This is a genomic window from Actinokineospora sp. UV203 (genome assembly GCF_056323665.1).
Genome location: NZ_CM150484.1, coordinates 1,322,703 through 1,345,679, shown reverse-complemented (window position 1 = coordinate 1,345,679; position 22,977 = coordinate 1,322,703). Strand labels below are relative to the sequence as shown.

Sequence of the window (22,977 nt, the reverse complement as noted above, 5' to 3'; positions counted from 1 at the left end):
CAGGCAGCACTAGCCGCCCCGGGCCACGCGCGGTGGGATCGCAGGCTCCCTCGGAGTCGCCTCATGGCCAGGTTCACCCGGCGTGCGGCGGTCGCGTTTCAGTGCCGCCTCATACAGGTGTCGCCGCCCATTTGTCAGCTTTCGGGTCTCGCGTTCGAACTCCCGGAACGGCTCGTAGTAGGTGTCCTCGTATTCCTCGACAACCTGAAAGGTCCACCGCCCAGGCAGCACGTTGCGCCCCAACAGTTCCCGCCGCAGCCGGTCGGCCAAGTCCCGATGCCCGGCGAGGGCCAGGAGGCCTATCGCCTCTTCCACCTTGAAGTCGGCCGATCCCGTCAACTGGTGGAAGGCGTACAGGTGGCCGCGCGCGATCTCGGTGGTCTCCAAGGCCTCGGTCAGCTTCCCCACCGCCTCCACCGTGGCCGAGTCGACCGGTTGCTCTGTGTCCGCCATGTCCGGGTAGTACCCCGAAACCCGTCCGACCCCACACACACCCCGGCCGCGGTTTTGCCGGATACGGACAACATTCGCCGGCGGGACACACCGACCGTTGCTCACCGTGTCCAGGCGGTGCGACAGTCGACCAGTGAACAGTCGTACTCCCAGTTCGGGCGAGACCCAGACCGCGCACGAGTACCGCCCGGGCGGGCAGAGCTTCCGGGCTGCGGTGATCCGGTCGCTGTGCCGGATCTTCGTGCGGCCGACGCTCGCGTGCTGGCCGTTGCGGGGGCCGCTCTCGAAGATGATGCCGCTGGTCAACCTCGCGCTGCGGGTAGTTCCCCGGTTGCGGGAGACGGAGTGCGAGCACGTCGACGGCGGCACCTGGCGGGCCGAGTTCGTCCGCCCGCGTGGGGTGGCCGACTCGGTCGCCGCCATTCTCTACCTGCACGGGGGAGCGTTCCTGTTCTGCGGCCTGGCGACCCATCGGCGGATCGTGGAGCGGCTGGCGCTGCGGACCGGGCTGCCGGTGTTGTCCGTGGCCTACCGGCACCTGCCGAAGGGCCGCCTCGACGAGTCTCTCGCCGACGCCGCCGAAGCGGTGCGCTGGCTGGAGACCCGCGGTATCGCGCCGGACAAGCTGGTCTGCGTCGGTGACTCCGCGGGCGGTCACCTGGCCTTCGCGCTGGCGCTGAACGCCCCGGCCGCAGGCCTGCCCCGGCCCGCGGGTGTCGTCGGCCTCTCCCCGTGGCTGGACTTCGACAGCGTCACCAAGCTCGGGCACCGCAACGCGCGCTCGGACGTCTTCATCCCGGCCCGCAGGTTGTCGCGGGTCGGCCTGCTGTGCGCGGGGAACGGCACCGTGATCGACCCCGTCCGCTCGCCGGTCAACGGCGACCTGTCCTGCCTGCCGCCCGTCCTCATCCAGTGCGCCGAGGACGAAGTCCTGCGCTGCGACGCGGAACTCATGGCCGAACGCCTCACCGCGGCAGGCGTTGAGCACCGGCTGCAGATCTGGCAGGGCCAGGTGCACGCTTTCCCCGTGCTGGGCCATGTCCTGCCCGAGAGCAGCGCCGCCCTCGACGAGATCGCGACCTTCACCACCGTCGTCCTGGCAGGCTCGGCGAACACCGCCTGAGGCGCCGTCTTGCGGCTGGTGAACAGGCGGGCGGCGCCGAGATCCCGATCAAGGGCGACCTTGTCACCGCGCGTCAGAGTGCGCGCGATTGACTGTGCCCCCAGGCTCCCGCCCGAGGGAGACCCGACATCGGAGGCCACGTGTCCGACGCGACTCGAGACATCGAACGCATCTACTCCACCCCCGAGGTCGTCGCGAAGCTTCGCCGCCTCGCCGACGCCCTGGAGTCCGAGACGTCCTTCCGCATCCAGATCGCGGGTGAACGCATTCGCGTACCTGCGCGCGCCCAGTTCTCCATAGAGCACGAGCGCGGCGACGACGAAGAGGAGATCGAGTTCCAGCTCAAGTGGACACACGAAGAGGCCGACGACGCTGACGACGACGAGTCGGTGGTCTAGGCACTCCGTCGCGTGGCGGGCGGCGATCCCGTCGCCCACCACCCGCGGCCTGGATCTACATTTGCGGGTTGCCCCGATCGCGTGGGCGAGGCCTTCGCCAAGATGGTGCTCGCCGACCGGACACCCCTGCGGGCCGAGTTCGACGCCATCGTGACCGCCGACTTCGGCCGGTCCGCCTTCCCGAACCCGACCAGGCCGAGCGTTCCGCTCACGGCCCGCACCCGCGACCGCCTCCCGTGAGCTGACGGGACTGCGCCAAGCGCTCGACGCCGCCCTGAGCGGGCTCACCCTCGACGCGGACCTCACCGGGCGAGCCGGCGACAGCCAGGGCACCCGCGCCCGGAGCCCGCGCTGCGGGCCGGGCCCGTGCGGCGCCACAGGCGATGACCGGTCAGCGCAGCCCGTCACCCTGATCGTCGAACGGGATGACGCGGTGCTGGTCGGCGACGTCGGCCGGGTCCGCCTCCTGCCAGATCTCGCCGACCGGCTCGAGGTCGGTCTCCTCATCCGGGTCGACCGGTGTTTTCTGGGCGACCACGTCGCCCTCCGGCACCTCGGTCGTCCCGAGCGGGGCCAGTCGAGGGTCGCTTTCCTCCGACGGCAGCCTCATGGGCGGGCACTCCCTCCATCTCAGGGTGGTCGAACGCCTTGGGCCCAGTCTTCCCCGACTCGGGCTGGTCAGCACGACTGGCGAAGTCGGTTGCCCCGTGGTGGCACTGTCGAATATCCTGAGGGCACGGTTGAACCCAAGCCGCCCAGAATCATCACGCCTTCGTTCGCTTCGGTGCGACGAGCCAGGCCCGCTGGCTGTGTGTGGTTCCCGTCGGGCCGGTCTGGAGACTCCATGGGTGACATCGTTGACCCTCGCGGCGCCCTGCGCTCGAACACCGAGGGAACAGGACCGTTGACCGTCAAGGTCACCCTGCGCCGCGCTGACCTGGTCGTGCTGACCAGTCACGGCGAAATCGACCTCTACACCGCGCCGATCCTGCGCGAGGCCATGGCCGCGCAGGAGGCCGCGCGGATGGTGCTGGACCTGGCCGGGATCGAGTTCTGCGGGGTCGCGGGCGCGCGCGTGCTGGAAGAGGGCGCGGACCGGGCGCGGGCCCAGGGCAGGCGGCTGAGCCTGGTCGTGGCCACCGTCGCGGTGCGCAGGCTGCTGCAGCTCACCGGGCTCGACCGGCGCATTCCCACGTACCCGGACCTGGCCACGGCGCTGTTCGTCGAACAGCTGGGACTGGCACCGACCGGGTCCGAAGAGGATGCTGGGGAGTCTCCAGTTCCGCCGTGAAACCCGCACGGCCCGGAAACCCGACCCCGACACCACTCCATGCTCTGAGCCTGGCGCTGGAACGGCGAAACCTTAGGTGACAAGTGACCATCCAGCAGCCGTATGAACTCGACGACGACGGCAGCGCCTTAGACGAGCAGATCTGGGCCCAGGACAAGGCGCAGTTCGTCTCGCTGGCCGAGCAGCCCGCCGACGTCGCCCTCGACGCGGACTTGGGCCCGCTCTCGCGGGAGTTCGCCCGCCTGACGAAGACGCTGCTCGCCGCGTCCACCGTCGCCGAGGTGCTCGAACAGGTCGTTTGGGCGGCGCGACGGGTGATTCCCGGCGCCGACCTGGTGTCGGTCACGCTGCGCGAGCCGGACGGGACGTTCCACACCCCGGTCGAGACGGACCTGATCGCGGCGAAGCTCGACCAGTTGCAGTACGACACCGGCGAGGGACCCTGCGTGACGGCCGCACGCGCTTCGACCCCCGGCTACGTGCGCACCGACGACCTCGCGCGGGAACCGGAGTGGCCCACCTTCGGCCCGGCCGCCGCCGCGTGCGGGTACAGCGCCATGCTCGCCACGGCCCTGGTGCCCGACTGCCTGCCGCCGCAGCTCTCGGGCGCGCTCAACATCTACGCGGCCGAACCGGGCACGCTCGACGCCCAGGCACAGGAGACCGCGCTGCTCCTGGCCATCCACGCCTCATTGGCGCTGGCGACCACGAAGGCCGTCACCCAGGCGGAGCTGCGCGAGGCACACCTGCGGCGGGCGATCGAGAGCCGGGACGTGATCGGGCAGGCCAAGGGCATCCTGATGCACCGCCGCAGGATCAGCGCCGATGAGGCCTTCGACCTGCTGCGCCGCACCTCTCAGGAACTCAACGTCAAACTCGCCGACCTCGCCCGGACCGTGGCCACCCGGCACGGCGAACTGGACATCGCGGACGAGTCCGCGGGCTGACCTAAGTCACCTCGATGACGCGGGCCTCGACCAGGGTCCCGTTCTCGATGCGCAGCGTTCCCATGGTCCCGTGCGGCTGACGCCTGCGGTCGGTGGGCGAGCCTGGGTTGAAGATGCGCAGTCCGGTGCCCACTACGTCCATCGGAATGTGTGAGTGGCCGAAGACCACCAGGTCGGCGTCCGGGAACCGACGGCGCAGCCGCGCGGGGCGACCGCCGGCCTTGCCGCTGTCGTGGATCATCGCCACCCGGAGTCCGTCCAAGTCGAGTTCAAGGGTCTCCGGCGCACCCCAGGCGGCGACGTCGGGGCCGTCGTTGTTGCCGAGCACGACGTGGACCGGCGCGAACTCGGAAAGCTCGTCGAGCACTTCCACGGTGCACACGTCGCCCGCGTGCAGGATCAGGTCGGCGCCACGCAGGTGCGTGGCGACCGCGGCGGGGCACCCCTTCCAGTGGCGGGGCGCGTGGGTATCGGACAGCACTGCGACGAGCACGCCCACCATCCTGCCCGCCCCAAACTCGCGACGCTCGGACGCGGTCAGACCGTCATGCGCTTCGGGCGGCTGAGATGACCGCGCCGCGTCCGAGTGCGGCCAGTCGGTCGGCCAAGTCGTCGTCGGCGTTCGCCCTGCGCAGTCGTACCGGGCGGGGTGAGCCGACGGTGTCGCCTCGGCGTAGTCGGTTGACCCAGCCCGCGACGAGCGCGGGTGACGGCAGGACGTCCTGCCCCAGATAGGCGACCACGATCAGGTCTTCCCCGCTGTGCGTCTCGGCCGCCGCCGCCCAGCCGCGCTCCTCGTCCCAGAGCAGCGCCACGTCCCCGTCCGGGTAACGCGGGAGTCGCCCGTCGAGGGCGAGATAAACGCTCGCGGGGCGGTCCATCTGCAGGTAGGAGGAGTGTCCGCTCAGCCCCAGCGCTTCGGTCACCCGCCGCGCATATTCACGCAAGCCACGTGCCACCGCGTCATCGAGGTCCGCTTCCATCGTCACCATCCGCGTCCGTCGGGTCTCTCGCCGCCGGCTGTTCGACGTGCCCACGGGGTACCCCGGACAGGTGTCGGGTAACCATCCGGGTGGTGTGATGGTCACCGCCGGTGGCGCTCGCCGACACCTGGCCGAGGCGGAAAGTGGTGTGGCGGACCAGAGCCGGCGGGGTGGTCGCGTTCCTAGGATCGAGGGCAAAGATCGCCCTCAGCGTGGAGGTCGCGTCATGCCGAAAAGTCGATCCGCCTACCCGCCCGCCGCGATGCTCGCCGCGGCATTGGCCGTCCTGATCGTCGCCGCCCTGTCCCTCGTGGCCCGGCCGAAGCCCGCCGAGGCCGCGACCCCGCAAGAGGTGACCGGCTTCGGCACCAACCCGGGAAACCTGCGGATGTTCCGCTACGTGCCCACGGGTCTGCCCACTGGCCGACCGCTCGTCGTCGCCCTCCACGGCTGCACCCAGAACGCGGCGGGCTACGGCCCCGGCTCGGGCTGGACCCGGCTCGCCGACCAGTGGAAGTTCTCGGTGGTCTTCCCCGAGCAGAAGCAGGCGAACAACGCCAACTCGTGCTTCAACTGGTTCGAACCCGCCGACACCCGCCGAGGCTCCGGCGAGGCGCTCTCGGTCAAGCAGATGGTCGACCGGATGCGGCAGGATCTCGGTTCGACGTCGGCCCACGTGAGCGGGCTCTCGGCGGGCGGGGCGATGACGGCGGTCATGCTAGCGACCTACCCGGAGGTCTTCGCTGGTGGGGGAGTGGTCGCGGGCCTGCCTTTTGGTTGCGCCACAACGGTTGCCTCGGCGTACAGCTGCATGAGCCCGGGTGTGGACCTCACTCCGGCGCAGTGGGGTGACAAGGTGCGGGCCGCGGCCGCCTATTCCGGTGTTCGCGCGAAGGTGTCCATTTGGCACGGTACCGCTGATGCCACGGTGCGGCCGATGAACGGCGGGGAGTTGGTTGAGCAGTGGACGAATGTCGTTGGCACTGACCAGGTTCCTGAGGTGCGCGACACCGTCGCCGGCTATCCGCATCGGGTTTATGGCGGGGCGGTGGAGATCTATGACGTGACCGGGATGGGGCATGGGCATCCTGTCGATCCCGGACCTGGTGCTGCGCAGTGCGGGACCGCGGGGGCCTATGTGTTGGACGTGAACATTTGCGCTTCCTACCACATGGCTCGTTTTTGGGGACTGGTCACGAGTTCCCCGACTCCGACGACGACCTCGACATCCGCGCCGCCCTACACCGAGGTCGCGAACGGCACGGCCACCGACCACTACGTCGCCGGGCGGGTGAACGTGACCGAGTACAACGTGCTTGGTGCCCGATACGGGTACAACACGCCGTTCGCGCTGTATCGGTGTGATGTGGGGTGGACCGACAAGTCGGATTGCTCGCCGATCTGACGTGCGTGGGGTCAGCAGATGCGTTCGGTCAGCCAGGCCAACGCCAGCGGGTAGCGGTATTCGATCGCGCCGTGTTTGCCTGGGAACAGTTCCAGCCGCACCACGTCGTCGGCTACGCCTGCTGCCGCCAAAGCCCGGCGGAAGGCCACCGCGCCGAAGTCGAGGTAGTACTCGTCCTGGTCGCCCGCGTCGATCCAGATTGCCTTGAGGGAGCGCAGTGCCTCGGCGAACTCCGGGCGGGCGGCCATGCGGACCGGGTCCCGGCGCAGCCAGCGGTCCCACACCTCAGGGATCGTTTGTCCGAGGTCGTCGAAGGGGAGTCGGACCGTTCCGTCTTCGTCGGCCGAGTAGCAGGCGGCGTAGCCGTACACCTCGATGAGGTTGAAGTCGGTGTCCTTCGTTCCCACGATCCGGCCGCTGCGGAAATCGGCGATGAAGTTGTCGTAGGAGCCGTCGTAGCTGTCGCGGAGCAGGCGGGCGACCTTGGGGAAATCGGTCTGGTAGGCGGCTTCGAACAACGCGTCCCCGGCGTGGGTGGCCAGCGCGCCGAAGACGTCGGGGCGGAGCATCGGGGTGATCATCGCGCCGTAGCCGCCGCTGGATTTGCCGGTGATCGCCCGGTGGCCCGCGCTCGGCATGGTCCGGTAGTGCTCGTCGACCCACGGCACGATCTCGTCGCAGAGGTAGGAGTGGTACTGGCCGGTGCCGGGGGAGTCGAGGTACTGGCTGCCGCCGACCGACGTCCACGCGTCGACGTAGACCACGATCGCGGGTGGGGCCTCCTTGCGGGCGAAGACCCCGTCGGCCAACTCGATGAACGGCTGCCGCCAGGGGGTGCGGTTGCGCCACATCGCGACGTGCCCGGTGTAGCCCTGGATCACGTAGACCGTGGGATAGCGCCGGTCACCCTCGTCGTAGCCGGGCGGGACGTACACCCACAGCGGCCGCTCATGCGGGTCGCCAAGCGGGTTGCCGCGCAGCAGGTCGCTGGCGAACACGTGCTCGTCGATCCGTCCGGCGAACTCGGCCGTCCACGGCAGCATGCGGGATCTCCTTTGATCGGGCGTCCTGCCGTATTCTTCCTTGCGGCGCAAACGGATTGCACGACCAGCGCGGACACGGCGCCGGGGACGACGACACCCGGGTCGAAGATGTAGGCGATCGCGGCGGCCCGGTCGCGCGGGCCGAGCCGGCCGAAGATGTGCCCGATGTGGCTCTTCACCGTGACCTCGGAGATGCCGAGCCGCCGGGAGAGGGCGTCGCGGTCGTCATGTCGGCTTGACCACTTCGGCGCCTGCCACGCGAGCGCGCGGGCCTTGGCGCTGCCGGGATGGCGGGTGAGCGCAGCTACCGACGGGTGCGCCCAACAGGTACCTGCCCCGAACGGATCTTGCGGCGACGCCCCGGTTGTCGCCAGGGTGGGAAGAACTTTCCGGTCCGACGAGGAGGTCGGTACATGTCGACGCAACTGCCCCGCCGCACAGTGATCACCGCCGCCGCGCTCAGCCCCGCGCTCGCGGTCGGCGTGCCCGCCGCCGCGCGGGCCGCGCCCGGTGGTTCGGTGGTTCGTGACGTCGTGCTGGCCGTGCACGGCGGCGCGGGCTCGCTGCCCCGGGGCGGCATCACCCCGGCCCAGGAGAAGGCCTACCGCGACGCCCTCGAAAAGGCACTGCGGGCCGGAGCCGGGCTGCTCGCGGGCGGCGCCTCCGCGCTCGACGCGGTGGAGGCGGCCGTCCGGGTGCTCGAAGACGACCCGAACTTCAACGCGGGCAAAGGCGCGGTGTTCAACACCGACGCCGAACACGAACTCGACGCCTCGATCATGAACGGCAAGGACCTGCGCTCCGGGGCGGTCGCGGGCGTGCACAACACCCGCAACCCGATCTCGCTGGCGCGCATGGTGATGGAGCGCTCCCGGCACGTGCTCATGGCGGGCAAGGGCGCCGACATCTTCGCGCTGCAGAACGGTCTCGCCTACACGACCCAGGACTACTTCTTCACCCAGCGGCGGTGGGACGCGCTGCTCAACGCGAAGAACCCGCCACCGGTGCCGCCGAGCGTCACCGAGGGGCAGACCGTCGGCGCGGTCGCCGTCGACCAGCGCCGCGACGTCGCCGCGGCCACCTCGACCGGCGGCCTGACCAACAAGCTGGTGGGCCGCGTCGGCGACTCCCCGGTCATCGGCGCGGGGACCTACGCCAACAGCCGCACGGTCGCGGTGTCGTGCACCGGGACCGGGGAGGTGTTCATCCGAGGCGTCGCGGCGTACGACATCTCGGCCCTGATGGAGTACACCGGGGCCGCCGTGCAGGACGCCGCCGCGAAGGTCATCACCCAGAAGATCACCGCACTCGGCGCGACCGGCGGCGCCATCGCCCTGGACCCCCGAGGGCGTCTCGCCACCCCGCACAGCACCCTGGGGATCATCAACGGCTACATCACCCGCGACGGCACCGTCGTCACCCGCCTCTACAACGACGAGACCCCGCCGCATTAGGCGTGTCCCCGGAATTGATGGCCTTGGTCGCGTGGCGTGAGATAGGTGCGAGGTGGCCGCGCCACGTTCGCGCTTGGGGGATTCCTCGACGACCACGAGAAGACGACGCACGGGGCAAGTCCGCGCGAGTGCTGATGGCGATCGCGGGGGCCGTGCTCGCGCCACCCTCCTCGCCGTCGCCGCGCTGAGCCCCACCGAGAAGGTGGACAGCTGGGGCCCGATCGTCGCGGTGACCGTCGGGGCGCTCGCCGCGGCCTGGTTGTTGGTCCTCGGTGCGCGCGTGCCTGGCGCGGCCGACCTCGGCCGGGCCTACCGTCGCGTGGTCCAGTTCGTGCCGTTCGCCTGCGCGGGTGTGGTCCTCGCCGCGGGCGCGCTGGCCTGGCCCACGACCGCGGCGACCCGGGTCACCGAACCCACGGAGTCCAGCATCCAGTTCAACACCGACCAACGGGTCCTGCGTCAAGCCGGGGTGCCGTTCGCCTGCGCGGGCTATCAGCTCACGGCGGTCGCGGTCGGCGGGACACTCGTGGAGCCGGTCGTGACGGGCGAGAAGGGCGGGTGCCGGTTGCGGCAGCAGCTGATCCCCTCTGCGGTCGCCATCATCAAACCGCTGATCAAAGCCCCCGTGAACTCCGTTGTCGTCACGCCTTGGCCTCCGCATCGGTTCGGTGGATCCCGAGCAGCGCGGTGTGGACCTCACGGAGCTTGCCGATCTCGTGGCGCATCCCGGCGGGGGAGTCGTCGTGGATGAACGCCTCGCCGAGGCGGACGATCGCGTACGCCAGGGTCGTGATCTCGATCGGTGGCCGGAACCCGTCCTCGTCGGCGACGCGTTCCAGGTAGGCCTCCACAATGCGGACGACGCCCGGGTGCACCAGGCCTGAACTCGACGTCAGCACCTGCAGGCCGGACGGCTCCAAGGCCACGAAGGCGCGCAGGGGCGGGTTGTCGATCAGCCGTTGGTTGACCGAGGCCAGTGCGTTCAGGACCCGGGTCGCCCCCCGGCCGCCTGCTTGTTTGTCCGCCCGGTCGAACAGGTCCGCCATCTCGCCGAGGATGACCTCCGCGAGCAGGCCCTCTCGCGAGCAGAACCAGCGGTACATCGTCGCCCGCGAGGCGCCGAACTCGGCGGCGATCGCGCGCACCTCGATTCGCCGCCCCTCGACGAACGCCCGGCGCGCGGCCGCGAGCACTTCGTCCCGGGTCGCGGCCGCCGGCCTGCCCACCGGTCGGCGGGGCTCCCTGGTGGTCATCACAAGGACGGAATATAGTGCATCTTACGGAAGATGTCTGAAATTACTCCCGGCGAGTCGGCGCAGGAACCGTCCACCGGGTCTGACCAGCGATTCAGGGAGATCTCAGTGCCGACAGTGCCAATGGCCAACCGTCAGATCCGTCTCGCCGCGCGCCCGGTCGGGCTGCCCGACGACACCTCATGGCAGCTCACGGAGGAGCCCGCGGGGACGCCCGGCGACGGCGAGGTGCTGGTTCAGACCCTGTGCCTGTCGCTGGACCCCGCGATGCGCGGCTGGATGAACGACGTCCGCTCCTACATCCCGCCGGTGGGCATCGGCGAGGTCATGCGCGCGGCAGGCGTCGGTCGCGTCGTCGCCTCGGGTGACCCGCGTTTCGCCGAAGGCGACTACGCCTCCGGTGCCGTGGGCGTGCAGGAGTACGCCGTCCTGCGCGGCGACGACCTGCTGCCGGTCGACCTCGATGTCGCCCCGCCCGCCCGCTGGCTCGGCGCGCTGGGCATGTCCGGCATGACCGCCTACTTCGGACTCCTCGACGTCGGTGCGCCCAAGGAGGGCGACGTGGTCGTCGTCTCCGGCGCCGCCGGCGCGACCGGATCGCTGGTCGGCCAGATCGCGAAACTCAAGGGCTGCAAGGTGATCGGCATCGCCGGCGGCGCCGAGAAGTGCCGCTGGCTGGTCGACGAACTCGGCTTCGACGCGGCGATCGACTACAAGTCCGACGATCTGAAGGCGGCCCTGAAGGAGCACGCGCCCAAGGGTGTCGATGTGTACTTCGACAACGTCGGCGGCGAGATGCTCGACACCGTGTTGGCCCGGCTGGCCCGCGGCGCCCGGGTGGTCATCTGCGGCGCGATCTCCCAGTACAACGCGACCGAGTCGGTGCGCGGCCCGCAGAATTACATGCAGCTGCTGGTCGCGCGCGCCCGGATGGAGGGGTTCGTGGTGTTCGACTACGCGAACCGCTTCCGCGAAGCCGCCAAGGAACTCGCGGGCTGGATCGCCGAGGGCAAGCTCGTCGCCCGCGAGGACATCGTCGACGGTGGTGTCGACGCCTTCCCCGCGACGCTGAACAAGCTGTTCGGCGGCGAGAACACGGGCAAGCTCATCCTGCGCCTGGCCGACTGAACAACGTCCCGAGACTTTAAGGAAAACCCATGCGCCGCACCGTTTTCACCGAAGACCACGAGGCATTCCGGCAGACTGTCCGGGCCTTCATCGAGGCCGAGGTCGTCCCCGGCTACGACGAGTGGCTCGCCGCCGGCCTCGTCCCGCGCGACCTGTACCTCAAGCTCGGCGCGCTGGGCGTCTTCGGCATCGAGGTGCCCGAGGAGTTCGGCGGGGCGGGTGAGGAGTCCTTCAAGTACGAGGCCGTCATCACCGAGGAACTCACCCGGGCCGGGGTGAGCTTCGGCGGCAGCAGCGTGCACGTCGCGCTGTGCCTGCCGTACCTGCTGGCCTACGGCACCGAGGAGCAGAAGCGCCGCTGGCTGCCCGACTTCGTCTCGGGCGAGGCGATGTTCGCCATCGCCATGACCGAGCCCGGCACCGGCTCGGACCTCGCGGGCATGCGCACCACCGCCAAGCTCTCCGCGGCCGGCACGCACTACATCCTCAACGGGGCCAAGACGTTCATCACCGGCGGCGTGCACGCCGACCGCGTCATCGTGTGCGCCCGAACCGCGCCGCCCGCGGAGCAGGACCGCCGATTCGGCATCTCGCTGCTGGTGGTCGACACGAAGTCCGAGGGCTACGCGGTCGGCCGCAAGCTCGACAAGCTCGGCCTGCGGGTCTCCGACACCGCGGAACTGTCCTTCACCGACGTGCGGGTCCCGGTGGAAGACCTGCTGGGCGAGGAGAACCAGGGCTTCTCCTACCTCGGCCAGAACCTGCCCCGGGAGCGGCTCAGCATCGCCTTCGCCGCCTACGCTCAAGCCAAGGCCGCGGTGCGGTTCGCCCAGGACTACGTCACGCAGCGGGAGGTCTTCGGCAAGCCGGTCGCCGCCTTCCAGAACACCAAGTTCGAACTGGCCGCCTGCAAGTCCGAGGTCGACGCCCTCGAAGCGGTCGTCGACCGGGCGCTGGAAGCCCACGACGACGGCGACCTCACCGCGGCCGACGCGGCGTCGGTCAAGCTCTTCGCCACCGAGGCGGCGAGCCGGGTGATCGACCGGTGCCTGCAGCTGCACGGCGGGTACGGGTACATCAACGAGTACCCGATCACCAGGCTGTACGCGGACAACCGGGTCAACCGGATCTTCGGCGGCACCAGCGAGGTGATGAAGACGATCATCGCCAAGGACATGGGTCTTTGACAACCGGGGCGGTGGGGTAAGGCCCCACCGCCCCGATTTCCGTGACGTCTCAGGCGGAGTCGGCCGCGGTGGTGCCGTCGGGATGTCCGGGCGGCCACTGCACCAATTCGACCCGATAGCCGTCCGGGTCGGTGAGCCACGACGTCCTCGGGCCGTCGGGACCGCCTGGATACTGGACGGGTTCCGGGTCCAGGCCCGCCGCGGTCAGCGCCTCCATGGTGTCGGCCAGCGTGCCCACCTGGATCGCCAGGTGGTCGAAGCCGCTGCCCACCACGACGGGTCCGTCGCCGGGACGGTGGACCAGTTCGAGCGTGGCCCACGGTTCGTCGGGAAATTTGAGAAGCACGAGGCAGTTGTCGCCTGCGGGGACTCTGCCCAGCTCGACGTAGCCCAGGGCGCGGTAGAAGTCGAGCGAGCGGTCCAGGTCGGTGACGCGATACGCGACGAGGATCGTCTTCACGCGGCCTCCCCGGGCCGACGCACGCGGTAGCGCAGGTGCGTGACGTCTCGGTCATCGAGCCTGCGGACGAGGTCGAGTTCGATGTGATCACCGCCGAGGTGGTCGAACAGCCTTCGGCCCTCCCCGAGGAGGACCTGGACCAGGTGGATCTCCATCTCGTCCATCAGCCCGGCGCGGAGCAGCGCCTGCGCCGCGCCCGCGCCGTGGACCATCACCGGACGGTCCCCGGCGGCGGCGCGCGCCTCGCGGGCGCACTCCTCGACGTCGGTGACGAAGTGGGTGTTGTCCGAGACCACGTCCCCGTCGTCGCCGCGGTGGGTGAGCACATAGATCGGCACCCCGTCGTGGTGGTCGCCCTGCCAGCGCCCGGCGAGCTCGAAAGTGCGGCGCCCGGAGATCACCGCGCCGGTGGACATCGCTTCGCGGTAGACCTGCCCGCTCGGGCCGTCGGACTCCCGGTCGTCGAGCCAGTTGAACAGCCGCCCGCCGGCACGCCCGAGTTCCTGGCCCGGCCGGTCGTCCGGGCCGGTGATGTAGCCGTCGAGCGACATCGACATGTACAGCCGAATCGGATTGCTCATCGTGCCCCCAAGCACTGGTCAATACAATCGGAACGCGATCCTTCCAGATCCTCGGCGGCTGTGCGACCACACGCGTCGGACGGGCATCGGGCCTTCGGTCACCGGCCTTCGCGACTTGATCGGCTGGTCAGCCGCACACCCTGAGCCCGCTGCCGGGCCGCCGTAGGACCATTCGGCCGTATTTATCCGCGAAACACAAACAGGCAGGCATTTCCGGCTTCCTGAGGTAACAAGGACTTCACCCACGGCGAAACCTTCCCCGGTTGATCCATCCGAGAGGGGTCGTCCCGTGGCCGCCAAGCGCCTGTCAGTGAGCCGCCGCAGCATGACGCTGTTGGTGATCTTCGCGTTGCTCGTCCTGGGCATCGTGCCGGGCGGGCAGCGGCTGACCCCGCGACCCGCCACCGGCAGCACGGCGGTCGAGGCGCCGGAGCATCCGGAGGGGGCGAGCTTCAACCCCAACCAGATCAAGGACATCAAGGCGGGGGACCCGGGCGCGGGGATCAACCTCGTCAACGCTCCGGGCGCGTCGAACATGGGTGACGCGCGACTGGTCTACCCGCTGCAGGTGCCGCCCGGCCGCGCCGGTGTCGCGCCACAGCTGGGTCTGCAGTACAGCTCCAGCGCGGGCAACGGCTGGCTCGGCACCGGGTGGGACGTCTCCGTCCCGAAGATCGCCATCGACACCCGGTGGGGCGTCCCCCGCTACCACGCGGGCCTGGAGACCGAGACCTACCTGCTCAACGGCGACCAGCTCACCCCGGTCGCGCACCGGTCCGAACTGGTCGCGCGGACGGCTGAGAAGGTGTTCCACACCAGGGTCGAGGGGCAGTTCAGCCGCATCGTCCGCCATGGCGACAACCCCACGAACTACTGGTGGGAGGTCACCGACAAGGCCGGGACCCGCATGATCTTCGGCACCGCGGCCGACACCCGACTGGCCGACGGCAACGGCAACATCGCCACTTGGGCGCTGCGCGAGGTGCGCGACGCGCACGACAACCTGATGCGTTACCACCACGTCACCGTCGAGGACGGCGGCGTGGCCGGCGCGTCGGTGCCCGGCCGCGACCTGTACCTGGAGAAGATCACCTACACCGGCCGCGGCAACACCGAGGGCCGCTATTCGGTCACCTTCGACCGCGACCGCGAACGCGGCGAACCGCGCCGTGCCGACGTGGGCATCGACGCGCGCCTCGGGTTCAAGCGGGTGACCGCGGACCTGCTGCGCCGGGTCGAGGTGCGGCTGGACGACCAACTCGTCCGCGCCTACGAGCTGAACTACCGCACCGGTGCCTTCCACAAGTCGCTGCTGCAGTCGGTGTCCCAGTTCGGCGAGGACAACCGCGTCTTCAACACCCACACGTTCGACTACTTCGACGACATCCGTGACCAGGCGGGCGCCTACGACGCGTTCACCGGCGCCACCGGCTGGAACGTCCCGGACGACGGCCTCGGCGCGAATGTCCGCGACGGCGAGGCGGGCGCCCTGTCGTCGAACACGTCCAAGAGCGCGGGCGGCCACCTCTACGTCGGCTACAACCCCACCTCGCCCAGCAAATCGAACTCGGCGGGCCTCAAGGTCGGCTACAACGCGGGCTCGTCGGAGGGCCTGCTCGCCCTGGCCGACGTCAACGGCGACAACCTGCCGGACAAGGTCTTCCGCAACGGCGGTGGCATCTTCTACCGCCCCAACCTCTCCGGTCCCACCGGCCAGACCCGCTTCGGCGACACCCCGATCCGGCTGAGCAACCTGCCGGGCATCGGCAAGGAGAAGAACCGGTCGACCACGGTCGGCATCGAGTCCTACTTCGGGGTGGCCGCGCAGCTCGACTACGTCTCCACCACGACCACCGCCGACCGCTACTTCGCCGACGTCAACGGCGACGGCATCACCGACCTCGTCAACAACGGCGGTGTCCTCTTCGGACACCTCGACGCGAACGGGAACCCGGCCTACAGCTCGAACAGCCACGACACACCGGTGCCGGTGGGCGCGGGCACCACGTCCGGCTCGATCGTCGGCGACCAGACCGCCGAGTTCGAACGCCAGGTCGACGCCGCGCCGCTGCTCGACGGCGTCCGGCGCTGGGTCGCGCCCTACGACGGCACGGTTCAGGTCGACGGCCGGGTGCGGCTGGTCCAGGACACCAGCCCCGAGCGAGCCGAGTACCGCGCCGCCGACGGCGTCCGGGTGGCGATCCAGCACAAGGACACCGAGCTCTGGTCGCAGCGCATCGGCCCGCAGGACCACATCGAGTTCGAACCGACCGGTGTGAACGCGATCCAGGTCCAGCGCGGCGACGCGATCTACTTCCGCGTCCAGTCCATTTTGGACGGCAACTACGACCAGGTGGCCTGGGACCCGGACATCTCCTACGTCGGCATGGTCGCGTCCACCGACGTCAACGGCCTGGACAATAACCGCTACCTGGCTTCACGTGACTTCACCCTGGGCGGGCGGCCCTCGGTGGTCACCGCCCCGCTGACCGGCACCCTGCACCTGTCCGGCGACGCGGTGAAGTCCGGCCCGACCTCCGACGACGTCACCGTCGTGATCAGCCGCAACGGCGCCGATGTGGTCACCCGGACCCTGTCCGCCGCCGCCGGCGGCACCGCGGCGATCGACCTCGACATCCCGGTCACCGTCAACGACAAGCTGTCCTGGCGGCTCAAGGCCGACTCACCGGTCGACGCCGGGACCCTGACGTGGGTGCCGCGCGCGCACTACACCGCCGCCGACGGCGTCGACTCGGTCGTCGACGCCAATGGCGACCCGGCGATCGTCATCAGCGCCCCGTACGACCTCGACATGTACCCCGCGACCACGCTGACCGCGCCGCAGGGCCACTTCACCGCGACCGCGACCGGACAGCTGACCGTCCAGCCCGCACTGGGCTTCGACTTCGCCGGCCAGACGCCGGACGCGAAGGTCGTCTTCACCGTCAAGAAGCGCGGCGCCCTGCTGGCCAAGCGGGTCATCGACATCGTCGACGGCCAAGTGCCCACCCTGGCCGCGCTGTCGGTCCAGGTGACCGCGGGCGACGCCCTGTTCTTCGACTTCTCCAGCCTGGACACCACGCTGCTCGCGAAGCTGACCGGCCAGTCGGTCACGGTCAGCGCTGACGGCACGAACTTCGCCGCCGCGCCGAGCGCGCTGCACACCTCCGCGGAGCAGGGTGCGTTCGCGCAGCCCTACCGCGGCTGGGCCGCCATCGGCTACCAGGGCAACCGCGCCCGGGCCACCAGCCCGATCGCGCAGAGCGAGCTGGTCATCGACGAGAACTACCGCGACCAGCTCCCGGACGGCCCGACCGAGGCCGACCTGCCCGGCTTCACCGCCGACCCCAAGGTGACCGCGCCGAAAATCGTGGTGTTCGCCCCGATGCCCGCGCTGGGCCGCTGGGCGGGCGCGGACGAGAACACCTGGGTCGCCGCGGCGGGCGCGTCCAGCTCCCGGCTGGGCCTCGACGTGATCGACGTGCTGCGCGACGCCGACTTCGCGGGTGCCACCGCGGTTCCGCGCCGCGGCAAGACCAAGCAGATCTCGACCACCCTCGGCGTCGGCCCGCTCGGCGGCAGTCTCGCCAAGGGCCGCTCCACCGGCGAGGTCGACTTCCTCGACCTCAACGGCGACCGCTTCCCCGACGTGGTGGGTTCGGCGGGCGTGCAGTACTCCGACATGACCGGCGGCCTGGGCGGCACCCGCGGCAGCGTCGGCGGCACCGTCCGCGAGTCCGAGTCCTTGGCCTACAGCGTCTCCGGCAACGCGGGCAGCCCCGCGCGGACCTCGTCCTCCGGTCGCGGCCAGGACGTGCCGACCGGCGGCACCAACGCCAACACCGCCAAGTCCGGTGTGGAGATGCCCGCGCTGGGCATCGGCGGCAACCTCGGCGGCGGCGACTCCGACACCGCCTACGACCTGATCGATATCAATGGCGACGCCCTGCCGGACCGGGTGTTCGAGAACGGCGACGCCGCGCTGAACCTCGGCTACTCGTTCGCCGGGCGCGAGCCGTGGCCGGGCGGCCCGGTGAACACCGGCGACACCCGCAACGCGGGCGTCAACCTTGGCTTCAACACCGACTACTACGGCTTCGCGGGCGGCGTCTCCGCGTCCACCGGCTCAAGCAAGACCGACGCGACCCTGATGGACATGAACGGCGACGGTCTCATGGACCGCGTCTTCGCCCACGACGGTCAGCCGGTCGGCGTGGCGATCAACACCGGCACCGGGTTCGCCGCGCCCACGCCGTTCCGCGGCAGCCACGCGGGGGTGAACACCGACAAGAACGCCTCCCTCGGCGGCGGTGTGTACTTCACCTTCGGGTTCTGCTTCATCTTCGGCTGCATCGTGTTCAACCCCGGCGCTGACGTCTCCACCGGCATCGGCCGCACCGAGCAGGCGCTGCGCGACGTCAACGGCGACGGCTACGTCGACCACGTCCGGTCGACGAAGGACAACGAGCTGGTCGTCGCGGAGAACAAGACCGGCCGCACCAACCTGCTCAAGTCGGTGGGCCGTCCGCTGGGCGCGCGCATCGACCTCGACTACGCCCGCAGCGGCAACACCTACGACTCCCCGGAGTCGCGGTGGGTGCTCACCCGCACCGCGGTCAATGACGGCCACCCTGGCGACGGCCACGACGTGCAGCTGTCGACCTTCGGCTACGAGAACGGCAAGCACGACCGGCTGGAGCGGGAGTTCCTCGGCTACGGCAAGGTGGTCACCGAGCAGCGCGACCACGCCGCGGCCGTGTACCGCACGAAGACCGACGAGTACCGGGTCGACAGCTACTACACCCGCGGGCTCCTCGCGCGCACCGCGACCGCGGACGCCGCGGGCAGGCTGTTCGCCGAGTCGCTGAACACCTACCAGCTGCGCGACGTCGCCACCGGCGCCGCCGCCGCGCCGGACAGCACCACGGCGACGGTGTTCCCCCAGCTGACCAAGACCGAGCGCAAGTTCTACGAAGGCCAGGCGACGCCGGGCAAGACCACGACGACGGAGATGTCGTACGACGAGTACGGCAACCTCACCCGCTCGTTCGACACCGCCGACGTGGGCGCGGCCGACGATCTGGAGACCAGGCTCGGGTATTCCGCCTCGATCCCGGCCTGCCGCGACCGCAACATCGTCGGCGTCGCGAACTCGGTGACCGAGACCGGGGACACGGTTCTGCGCAAGCGCCAGTCCACAGTGGATTGCGTGACGGCGGACGTGGTGCAGGTCAAGGAGTTCCTCGCCGACGGCGCGGCGGCCGTGACCGACATGGAGTATTTCCCCGACGGCAACCTGAGGTCGGTGACCGAGCCCGCGAACAAGAACGGGGAGCGCTACCGCACCGACTACGGCTACGACACCGTTGTGGGCGTGCACATCGAGTCCATTATGGACAGCTTCGGCTACCGCTCCACCTCGACGCACAACCTCAAGTACGGCCTGCCGGACAGCGTCACCGACAAGAACAACCAGCAGCTGAGAACCGCCTACGACAGTGTCGGCCGGACCGACTCGATCACCGGGCCGTACGAGCTGCCGGAGAACCGGTTCACGATCGACTTCGAGTACCACCCCGAGGCGGCGGTGCCATACGCGGTGACCCGCCACGTCGACCGCACCGCGACCGGCGTCCGGGCCGACACCATCGACACGGTGCAGTTCGCCGACGGTCTCAAGCGGCCGCTGCAGACCAAGAAGGACGCCACCGTCGCCCCGGCCCCCGGCGCTGACCCGCAGCCGGTGATGACGGTGTCCGGGCGGGCGAAGTTCGACTTCGTCGGCCGCACGGTCGAGCAGTACTACCCGGTCACCGAACCCAAGGGCGACAACAACCTCACCTTCAACGGCACGGTCGACTCGGTGCCGCCGACCAAGACCGACTTCGACGTGCTCGACCGGGTCAAGAAGACGGTGATCCCGGACGGCAGCACCTCCCTGCAGGCCTACGGGTTCGGTGCGGACCGCTCCGGGGCGACGCGCTTCGAGACCGTGGCCACCGACGGCAACGGCAAGCAGCGGCGGACCTACCAGGACGTGCGCACGCTGACCACGGCGGTCAAGGAGTTCAACCCGGCGGGCGGGCAGCCGGTGATCTGGACCAGCTACGGCTTCGACGCGCTCGGCCAGCTCACCGCGGTGGTCGACGACAAGAACAACACCACGTCGTCGGTCTACGACAACTTCGGCCGCCGCACCATCGTCGACAGCCCGGACTCGGGTCGCGCGGAGTCGCGGTACGACCTCGCGGGCAACGTGACCGCGAAGATCACCTCGAAGCTGCGCGCGGCGAACAAGGTGATCGAATACGACTACCGGTTCACCAGGCTGGCCGGGGTCCGCTACCCGACCTTCTCCGGCAACAACGTCACCTACACCTATGGCGCCCCCGGCGCGCCGAACAACGCCGCGGACCGGATCACCCATGTGCGTGACGGTGCCGGTGAGGTCGCCCGCGCGTACGGCCCGCTCGGCGAGCTGACCCGCGAGACCAGGACCGTGCCCGAGTCCATCCTCAACGGGCCCGCGCGCAGCTACAGCACCGGCTACACCTACGACTCGTTCAACCGGGTGCTGAAGCTGAACTACCCGGACGGCGAACTGCTCACCTATGAGTACGACTCCGGCGGCCAGGTCAACCGCGCGACCGGCGTCAAGGGCGAGTTCGACTACACCTACCTCGCCCGGATGGACTACGACAAGTTCGCCCAGCGCGTGCTGATGGAGACCGGCACGGGCGTGCGCACCACCTACGCCTACGACGCCGCCGACCGCCAGCTCGCCACGCTCAAGGCGCGGCTGCCCGACGGGCACGAGTTCCAGAACATCAGCTACACCTACGACAACGTCGGCAACATCAAGCAGCTGCGCAACGACGTCGCGCTGCCGCACGGCAAGCCGATCGGCGGGCCGAGCACGCAGACCTACGGCTACGACGACCTGTACCGGGTGACGTCGGCGAACGGCGAGTACCGCGACAAGGACAACAAGCTCGACCGCTACGACCTGAGCCTGCGCTACGACTCCATCCACAACACCGTCAGCAAGACCCAGCGGCACGAGATCGTCGTGAACTCGATGGAGACCGAGTTCGCCACGGTCGCCTACCAGCCGTCTTCGGAGCAGTCGGAGCCGGTGGTCGTCGCCGACGACCCCATCGCGCCGGTCACCGTCGAGGAGGAGACCGCGACCAACCCGCCGCTCGGGGTCATCGAGGAACCCGACGAGGACTCGCCGCTCACCGTCGAGGAGCAGCAGTCGCTGACCACCACCCAGCAGGGTGGCACGACGGTCCAGCCGCAGCGGCAGACCAGCTACGACTACACCTACGCCTACACCGGCGCCAAGCCACACGCGCCGAGCAAGATCGGCCCGGTCAACCAGACCTACGACGCCAACGGCAACCTCGTCGACACCGTCAACACGCTGCCGCCCGCCCCGGGCAAGCGCAGGCAAATGGTGTGGGACGAGGAGAACCGGCTGGCCTGCAACCAGGACCACAACCGCAACAGCACGATCGCCCAGGACCCCAGCGTCTGCACCAGCCCGCAGCAGCCCGCGACCGTCCGCTACCACTACGACGCCGACGGCACCCGAGTCGTCAAGATCGCCGGTCCGCAGCACATCTACCCGAACCAGAACTTCAGCGAGCGCAACGGAACCGGGTTCAAGCACGTCTTCGTCGGCGACGTCCGGCTGGCGACCAAGACGGTCAAGCCGGACACCTCCTTCGAGAACCACATCTTCTACTTCCACGCCGACCACCTCGGCTCGTCGGGCTACGTCACCGACGAGTTCGCGAACCTGACCGAGCACAACGAGTACTTCGCCTTCGGTGAGACCTGGGTCAACGAGCACCCGGCCCAGCCCACCCCGGTGCCCTTCCAATACGGCTCGAAGGAGCTCGACGAGGAGACCGGGCTCTACTACTACGGGGCCAGGTACTACAACCCGAGGACCAACCTCTGGCAGAGCCCGGACCCGATCCTCGGCGACTACCTCGACGGTTCCCCCAACCGCGGCGTGTACCAGCCGTTCAACCTCGCCCTCTACACCTACGGCAACGCCAACCCGATCCGGATGACCGACCCGGACGGGCGCAGCACCTGGAACCGGGTGATGGGCGCGGTGAAGCTCGTCGGCGGCGGCCTGGAGACGGCCGCGGGCGTCACCTTGGCCACGACCACCGGCGTGACCGGTGTCGGCGCGGTGGCCGGAGCGCTGGTCGCCGTGCATGGCGCGGACACGGCGGTCACCGGCTGGAAGCAGCTGTGGACCGGTGAGGACGAGAGTTCCGGCACCAGCAAGCTCATCCAGGCCGCCGGGGTCAGCAAGCAGACGGCCGACATGATTGACGGCGGCCTCGGGTTGGTCGGCGGCGGCGGGGCGGCGATCGCGACATCCCGGATAGCCGGCGCGACCAGGACAGCCGCCGCGGTGAGCAGTCAGGTGATGCCCGCCTTGCCCAAGGCACTGCAAGGCGGCGCGAACTCCACGCACGTCTACTTCGGGACCGACGCCGGTAAGGTCGTCTACGCGGGAATCACCAACTCGATCGCGCGCAGGCAGGGTGAGCACGGCGCCCGGTTCGCGATCGAGGCGATCACGAAGAACCCGCTGACCCGCGGCCAGGCCAGGGCCGTGGAGGAAGCGCTGATCGTCCGCTACGGCAGAGCAGTCCCTGAGGGAGGCGCGTTGCAGAACATCAAGCACAGCATCAGCCCGACGCACGCGTACTACAAGGACGCGGTCGCCTGGGGCAACGCGTGGCTCAAGGCGAACGGGCTCTGATGGCCGAGACCAACCTGAGCGTGCTCAAGCCGTCCCGCAAGGCGCTCAAACCCGGCGACGTGTTCGCCTTGCGGATGCCGGACGGGCGGTACGGCTTCGGCCGGGTCATCCGGACCGACGCGGAGATCGGCCCGATGACCGGGTGCGTGCTGATCTACGTCTACCGCGTGCGGTCGGACACCATGGACGTGCCCGACCGCGCGGAGCTCTCGCCCGACCGGCTGCTCATCCCGCCGGTCATGACGAACAAGCTGCCGTGGTCGCGCGGGTACTTCGAGGTCATCGCGAACCTGCCCACCGGGCCGGGGGAGGAGCTGGCTCAGCACTGCTTCCTCAGCGCCGCCCGCGGCACGCACTTCGACGAGTCCGGGCACCAGTTGCCCGGCCCGGTCGAACCGGTCGGCGACTACGCCCTGCACAGCTTCCGCACCCTCGACGACATGATCAGCGACGCGCTGGGTGTGGCCCGCGTTCCTTGAC

19 protein-coding genes are annotated in these 22,977 nt (G+C 69.7%); 11 read left to right on the top strand and 8 right to left on the bottom strand.

Annotated elements, in window-relative coordinates:
* Nucleotides 1-9: 9 nt before the first annotated feature.
* Nucleotides 10-453, bottom strand: coding sequence for a hypothetical protein (locus ACUZ2Y_RS05930; protein WP_476327690.1), 444 nt, complete (start codon nt 451-453; stop codon nt 10-12).
* Between the two features lie 133 nt (nt 454-586).
* On the opposite strand from ACUZ2Y_RS05930, the gene ACUZ2Y_RS05925 reads away from it, so the two are divergent.
* From ACUZ2Y_RS05925 to ACUZ2Y_RS05915, 3 genes are all read left to right on the top strand, one after another.
* Nucleotides 587-1,576, top strand: coding sequence for an alpha/beta hydrolase (locus tag ACUZ2Y_RS05925; protein WP_476327688.1), 990 nt, complete (start codon nt 587-589; stop codon nt 1,574-1,576).
* Nucleotides 1,577-1,716: 140 nt separating this feature from the next.
* Nucleotides 1,717-1,974 (top strand): amphi-Trp domain-containing protein, encoded by a 258-nt coding sequence (locus ACUZ2Y_RS05920; RefSeq protein WP_476327686.1) that lies wholly within the window; start codon nt 1,717-1,719, stop codon nt 1,972-1,974.
* A gap of 81 nt (nt 1,975-2,055) precedes the next feature.
* Nucleotides 2,056-2,214, top strand: coding sequence for a hypothetical protein (locus ACUZ2Y_RS05915; RefSeq protein WP_476327684.1), 159 nt, complete (start codon nt 2,056-2,058; stop codon nt 2,212-2,214).
* A 151-nt stretch (nt 2,215-2,365) separates the two neighbouring features.
* Here the strand turns inward: ACUZ2Y_RS05915 and ACUZ2Y_RS05910 are convergent, their stop codons facing one another.
* On the bottom strand, nt 2,366-2,584 hold the full coding sequence (locus tag ACUZ2Y_RS05910; protein WP_476327682.1) for a hypothetical protein: 219 nt from the start codon (nt 2,582-2,584) through the stop codon (nt 2,366-2,368).
* A 234-nt stretch (nt 2,585-2,818) separates the two neighbouring features.
* Between ACUZ2Y_RS05910 and ACUZ2Y_RS05905 the strand changes: the two genes are divergently transcribed.
* Nucleotides 2,819-3,265 (top strand): STAS domain-containing protein, encoded by a 447-nt coding sequence (locus ACUZ2Y_RS05905; protein WP_476327680.1) that lies wholly within the window; start codon nt 2,819-2,821, stop codon nt 3,263-3,265.
* Nucleotides 3,266-3,348: 83 nt separating this feature from the next.
* Nucleotides 3,349-4,212, top strand: a complete 864-nt coding sequence (locus ACUZ2Y_RS05900) for an ANTAR domain-containing protein (protein ID WP_476327678.1) — start codon at nt 3,349-3,351, stop codon at nt 4,210-4,212.
* 1 nt (nt 4,213) lies between these two features.
* Here ACUZ2Y_RS05900 and ACUZ2Y_RS05895 read toward each other — a convergent pair whose 3' ends face one another.
* Both ACUZ2Y_RS05895 and ACUZ2Y_RS05890 read right to left on the bottom strand, forming a co-directional pair.
* Nucleotides 4,214-4,705 (bottom strand): metallophosphoesterase family protein, encoded by a 492-nt coding sequence (locus tag ACUZ2Y_RS05895; RefSeq protein WP_476327676.1) that lies wholly within the window; start codon nt 4,703-4,705, stop codon nt 4,214-4,216.
* A 52-nt stretch (nt 4,706-4,757) separates the two neighbouring features.
* Nucleotides 4,758-5,138, bottom strand: a complete 381-nt coding sequence (locus tag ACUZ2Y_RS05890) for a DUF6292 family protein (protein ID WP_476327674.1) — start codon at nt 5,136-5,138, stop codon at nt 4,758-4,760.
* A 283-nt stretch (nt 5,139-5,421) separates the two neighbouring features.
* Here ACUZ2Y_RS05890 and ACUZ2Y_RS05885 point away from each other — a divergent pair, with 283 nt between their 5' ends.
* Entirely contained in the window at nt 5,422-6,600 is a 1,179-nt protein-coding gene (locus ACUZ2Y_RS05885; RefSeq protein WP_476327672.1) for an extracellular catalytic domain type 1 short-chain-length polyhydroxyalkanoate depolymerase, read from the top strand.
* A gap of 11 nt (nt 6,601-6,611) precedes the next feature.
* Here ACUZ2Y_RS05885 and ACUZ2Y_RS05880 read toward each other — a convergent pair whose 3' ends face one another.
* Complete coding sequence (locus ACUZ2Y_RS05880; protein WP_476327670.1) at nt 6,612-7,643, bottom strand: alpha/beta hydrolase; 1,032 nt, start codon at nt 7,641-7,643, stop codon at nt 6,612-6,614.
* A gap of 413 nt (nt 7,644-8,056) precedes the next feature.
* Between ACUZ2Y_RS05880 and ACUZ2Y_RS05875 the strand changes: the two genes are divergently transcribed.
* On the top strand, nt 8,057-9,097 hold the full coding sequence (locus tag ACUZ2Y_RS05875) for an isoaspartyl peptidase/L-asparaginase family protein (RefSeq protein WP_476327668.1): 1,041 nt from the start codon (nt 8,057-8,059) through the stop codon (nt 9,095-9,097).
* Nucleotides 9,098-9,738: 641 nt separating this feature from the next.
* Here ACUZ2Y_RS05875 and ACUZ2Y_RS05870 read toward each other — a convergent pair.
* Nucleotides 9,739-10,350 carry a QsdR family transcriptional regulator gene (locus tag ACUZ2Y_RS05870; RefSeq protein WP_476327666.1) on the bottom strand — a complete coding sequence of 204 codons (612 nt, stop codon included), beginning with the start codon at nt 10,348-10,350 and terminating at the stop codon, nt 9,739-9,741.
* Between the two features lie 108 nt (nt 10,351-10,458).
* Here ACUZ2Y_RS05870 and ACUZ2Y_RS05865 point away from each other — a divergent pair, with 108 nt between their 5' ends.
* Together ACUZ2Y_RS05865 and ACUZ2Y_RS05860 are read left to right on the top strand one after the other, a co-directional pair.
* Nucleotides 10,459-11,478 carry an NADP-dependent oxidoreductase gene (locus ACUZ2Y_RS05865; protein ID WP_476327664.1) on the top strand — a complete coding sequence of 340 codons (1,020 nt, stop codon included), beginning with the start codon at nt 10,459-10,461 and terminating at the stop codon, nt 11,476-11,478.
* Nucleotides 11,479-11,507: 29 nt separating this feature from the next.
* Nucleotides 11,508-12,665, top strand: coding sequence for an acyl-CoA dehydrogenase family protein (locus ACUZ2Y_RS05860; protein WP_476327662.1), 1,158 nt, complete (start codon nt 11,508-11,510; stop codon nt 12,663-12,665).
* Between the two features lie 49 nt (nt 12,666-12,714).
* On the opposite strand, the gene ACUZ2Y_RS05855 is transcribed toward ACUZ2Y_RS05860, so the two are convergent.
* Both ACUZ2Y_RS05855 and ACUZ2Y_RS05850 read right to left on the bottom strand, forming a co-directional pair.
* A complete protein-coding gene (locus ACUZ2Y_RS05855) occupies nt 12,715-13,125 on the bottom strand; it encodes a VOC family protein (RefSeq protein WP_476327660.1) in 411 nt (136 codons plus the stop codon).
* Entirely contained in the window at nt 13,122-13,706 is a 585-nt protein-coding gene (locus ACUZ2Y_RS05850; RefSeq protein WP_476327658.1) for a dihydrofolate reductase family protein, read from the bottom strand. Before ACUZ2Y_RS05850 ends, ACUZ2Y_RS05855 begins: the two co-directional genes overlap by 4 nt.
* Nucleotides 13,707-13,995: 289 nt before the next feature.
* On the opposite strand from ACUZ2Y_RS05850, the gene ACUZ2Y_RS05845 reads away from it, so the two are divergent.
* Nucleotides 13,996-22,497 (top strand): SpvB/TcaC N-terminal domain-containing protein, encoded by an 8,502-nt coding sequence (locus ACUZ2Y_RS05845; protein ID WP_476327656.1) that lies wholly within the window; start codon nt 13,996-13,998, stop codon nt 22,495-22,497.
* A complete protein-coding gene (locus ACUZ2Y_RS05840; protein ID WP_476327654.1) occupies nt 22,497-22,976 on the top strand; it encodes an immunity 26/phosphotriesterase HocA family protein in 480 nt (159 codons plus the stop codon). Before ACUZ2Y_RS05845 ends, ACUZ2Y_RS05840 begins: the two co-directional genes overlap by 1 nt.
* Nucleotide 22,977 lies beyond the last annotated feature (1 nt).

What these genes read in the sequence shown, in the direction of transcription:
- ACUZ2Y_RS05930 (WP_476327690.1), bottom strand. Translation starts at nt 453, where the DNA reads ATGGCGGACACAGAGCAACCGGTCGACTCGGCCACGGTGGAGGCGGTG.
- ACUZ2Y_RS05910 (WP_476327682.1), bottom strand. Translation starts at nt 2,584, where the DNA reads ATGAGGCTGCCGTCGGAGGAAAGCGACCCTCGACTGGCCCCGCTCGGG.
- ACUZ2Y_RS05905 (WP_476327680.1), top strand. Translation starts at nt 2,819, where the DNA reads ATGGGTGACATCGTTGACCCTCGCGGCGCCCTGCGCTCGAACACCGAG.
- ACUZ2Y_RS05885 (WP_476327672.1), top strand. Translation starts at nt 5,422, where the DNA reads ATGCCGAAAAGTCGATCCGCCTACCCGCCCGCCGCGATGCTCGCCGCG.
- ACUZ2Y_RS05880 (WP_476327670.1), bottom strand. Translation starts at nt 7,643, where the DNA reads ATGCTGCCGTGGACGGCCGAGTTCGCCGGACGGATCGACGAGCACGTG.
- ACUZ2Y_RS05875 (WP_476327668.1), top strand. Translation starts at nt 8,057, where the DNA reads ATGTCGACGCAACTGCCCCGCCGCACAGTGATCACCGCCGCCGCGCTC.
- ACUZ2Y_RS05870 (WP_476327666.1), bottom strand. Translation starts at nt 10,350, where the DNA reads ATGACCACCAGGGAGCCCCGCCGACCGGTGGGCAGGCCGGCGGCCGCG.
- ACUZ2Y_RS05860 (WP_476327662.1), top strand. Translation starts at nt 11,508, where the DNA reads ATGCGCCGCACCGTTTTCACCGAAGACCACGAGGCATTCCGGCAGACT.
- ACUZ2Y_RS05850 (WP_476327658.1), bottom strand. Translation starts at nt 13,706, where the DNA reads ATGAGCAATCCGATTCGGCTGTACATGTCGATGTCGCTCGACGGCTAC.
- ACUZ2Y_RS05840 (WP_476327654.1), top strand. Translation starts at nt 22,497, where the DNA reads ATGGCCGAGACCAACCTGAGCGTGCTCAAGCCGTCCCGCAAGGCGCTC.